The organism is Steroidobacter gossypii (genome assembly GCF_016801985.1).
GTDB lineage: Bacteria > Pseudomonadota > Gammaproteobacteria > Steroidobacterales > Steroidobacteraceae > Steroidobacter > Steroidobacter gossypii.
Genome location: NZ_JAEVLS010000016.1, coordinates 1 through 2,648, shown reverse-complemented (window position 1 = coordinate 2,648; position 2,648 = coordinate 1). Strand labels below are relative to the sequence as shown.

At 62.6% G+C, this 2,648-nt stretch carries 2 protein-coding genes; both read left to right on the top strand.

The window, feature by feature from the left end; genetic code table 11:
• Positions 1–230: 230 nt before the first annotated feature.
• Positions 231–1,772, top strand: coding sequence for an IS21 family transposase (gene istA, locus JM946_RS29805; RefSeq protein ID WP_203171107.1), 1,542 nt, complete (start codon positions 231–233; stop codon positions 1,770–1,772).
• Between the two features lie 13 nt (positions 1,773–1,785).
• Entirely contained in the window at positions 1,786–2,535 is a 750-nt protein-coding gene (gene istB / locus JM946_RS29800; protein WP_203171106.1) for an IS21-like element helper ATPase IstB, read from the top strand.
• Positions 2,536–2,648: the final 113 nt, after the last annotated feature.

The window sequence follows — 2,648 nt, the reverse complement described above, 5'->3', positions numbered from 1 at the left end:
TGCGTATTCCACGCGATCGTGAACAGGCTTTCCACGGGATGGTGAACACCCAATCCACGGCAACGTGAACACGATTCCACGGGACCGTGAACACTTTGGCAGGAGCCGTGGAAAAGTGTTCACGATCGTGGAACAGCGTTCACGATGCGTGGAAAGTTGTCGGCTGCTGGAGATTGATCGAGACGCGAACTGCGTAGTCTTGCGGGTTTTGCCCCGCGGAGCCGCAGTCGATGCCGAACGAGAGGATCTCCATGTCGAAGTTGAAGCAGCTGATTGGGCTGCAATCGCGCAATTTGAGCGTGCGGGCACTGGCGCGTGCCCTGGATTTGTCGATCGGGGCGGTCTCAAAGTACCTGCGAGCGGTGCGCGCAGCGGGGATCAGCGCGGCCGACGCGGAAGACCTGTCGGAGGCGGAGCTCGAGCTTCGCGTGTTCGGGCAGACGACGCCGACCAAGCCCAACGCGCGGGTGGCGCCAGACTGCGCGTGGATCCACAACGAACTCAAACGCCACCGACACGTGACGTTGCAACTGCTGTGGGAAGAGTACGCTGAGCGCTATGGAGAGGCGGCGTATCAGCGCAGCGCCTTCTGCGCCATCTATCGTCGTTGGGAAAAGCGCCTGAAGCGCTCGATGCGCCAGCGTCACTTCGCCGGCGAGAAGCTGTTTGTCGACTACGCCGGGCGCACCGTGCCGATCCATGGTCGCGGCGGCGAGGAGTCGTTCCATGCGCAGCTGTTCGTCACTGCGATGGGCGCCAGCGGCTGTGCGTATGCTGAAGCGACGCGCACGCAGTCGCTGCCGGACTGGCTCGCGAGCCACGTGCGAGCACTGGAGTACTACGGCGCGGCACCGACTATCATCGTGCCCGACAATCCGCGCGTCGGTGTCACACGCGCCGACCGTTACGAGCCGGAGCTGCAGCGCTCCTACGAGGAGCTCGCTGGGCACTACCAAGCGGTGATCATCCCGGCGCGACCGTATCGTCCGAAAGACAAAAGCCGCGTCGAGCTGACCGTGCTGCTGGTGTGCCGCTGGATCCTTGCGCGACTGCGTCACCAACGCTTCTTTAGCTTGGATGAACTAAATGCAGCGATCCGGCCGCTGCTCACCGAGCTCAACGAGCGACCGTTCCAGCGCCTGCCCGGCTCCCGACGTAGCGTGTTCGAGGCGCTAGACCGACCAGCGATGCGTGCGTTGCCACCGGCACCGTACGTGTACGCAGAGTGGAAAGAGCGCACGGTTGCCTTCGATTATCACATCGAGATCGATCGGCATTACTACAGCGTGCCGCACGCACTCGTCGGTCACTGTCTCTGGGCGCGCTTCACCGCGACCACCGTGGAAGTCTTCTTCCGAAGCGAGCGCGTGGCCAGTCACATACGGTCGTATCAGCGCGGCGCGCATACGACGCTCCCCGAGCACATGCCGAAGGCTCACCGCGCACACGCGCAGTGGTCACCGAAACGACTGATCCAATGGGGCGAATCGATCGGCTCGAACACCGGCGCGATCGTCGAACACTTGCTGCGCTCAAAGCCTCACCCTGAGCAAGGCTATCGAGCCTGCTTGGGACTGCTCGCACTGGCGCGTGAATACGGCGAGGCGCGTCTGGAAGCGGCCAGCGCGCTGGCGCGACGGCTCGGCAGCCCCGCGCGCAAGAGCGTGAAATCCATCCTCGAGAGCGGTCGCGATCTGCGCCCCGCCAACGCTGAGCCCGCCCTTGATCTCCCCGCACACGGCAACGTGCGCGGACCTGGTTACTACCACTGACGACGGAGAAGAGATGTTGACGAATCCGACCATCGAAACCCTCAAGAGCCTCAAACTGCATGGCTTGCTCGAGGCGCTTGAAGAACAGCAGCAAACGCCAGCGGTGCAATCGCTCTCGTTCGAGGAGCGCATCGCGCTGCTCGTAGATCGCGAGCGGCTGTGGCGAGACAACCAGCGTCGCACGCGTTTACTGCGTGGCGCACGGCTGAAGGTGAGCCAGGCAAGCATCGAGGACATCAACTACAAGGCCAATCGTGGCCTCGACAAACGTCAGATCGCATCGCTGGCCACCGGCGAGTGGATCCGTCGTTCGCAGAACCTGCTCATCACGGGCGCCACCGGCTCCGGCAAGACGTGGATCGCCTGTGCGCTCGCTCAGCAAACCTGTCGGCAAGGCAACTCAGTGCTGTACTGGCGCGTGCCGCGGCTCATCGAAGAACTACGCATCGCGCACGGCGATGGTAGCTATATCAAGTTCCTCAAGACGCTCTCGAAAGCCTCACTCATCGTGCTCGATGACTGGGGCCTCACCGCGCTGACTGCTCAAGACCGCGCTGATCTGCTGGAAATCCTCGATGACCGCGTGAACACAGGCTCCACGCTCGTCGCCAGTCAGTTACCCGTCGACACCTGGCACGCCTATCTCGGTGAGCCCACGCTCGCTGATGCGATCTTGGATCGACTGGTTCACCAGAGCCATCGCATCGAACTGAAGGTGCCCGGTGAGTCGATGCGCAAGTCACGCTCGCCGGCGGAAATCTGAGCCGTGGTTGACGGATCGTGAACACCTAAAGTAGAAACCAACCCTCCAGTCGCCGGCACCACGCACTGTTCACCATCGCGTGGAATCGCTGTTCACGATCGCTGGAATACGCA

Bases quoted from the DNA above. Each gene is read 5' to 3' on its own strand.
- istA (WP_203171107.1), top strand. From the start codon at position 231: ATGCCGAACGAGAGGATCTCCATGTCGAAGTTGAAGCAGCTGATTGGG.
- istB (WP_203171106.1), top strand. From the start codon at position 1,786: ATGTTGACGAATCCGACCATCGAAACCCTCAAGAGCCTCAAACTGCAT.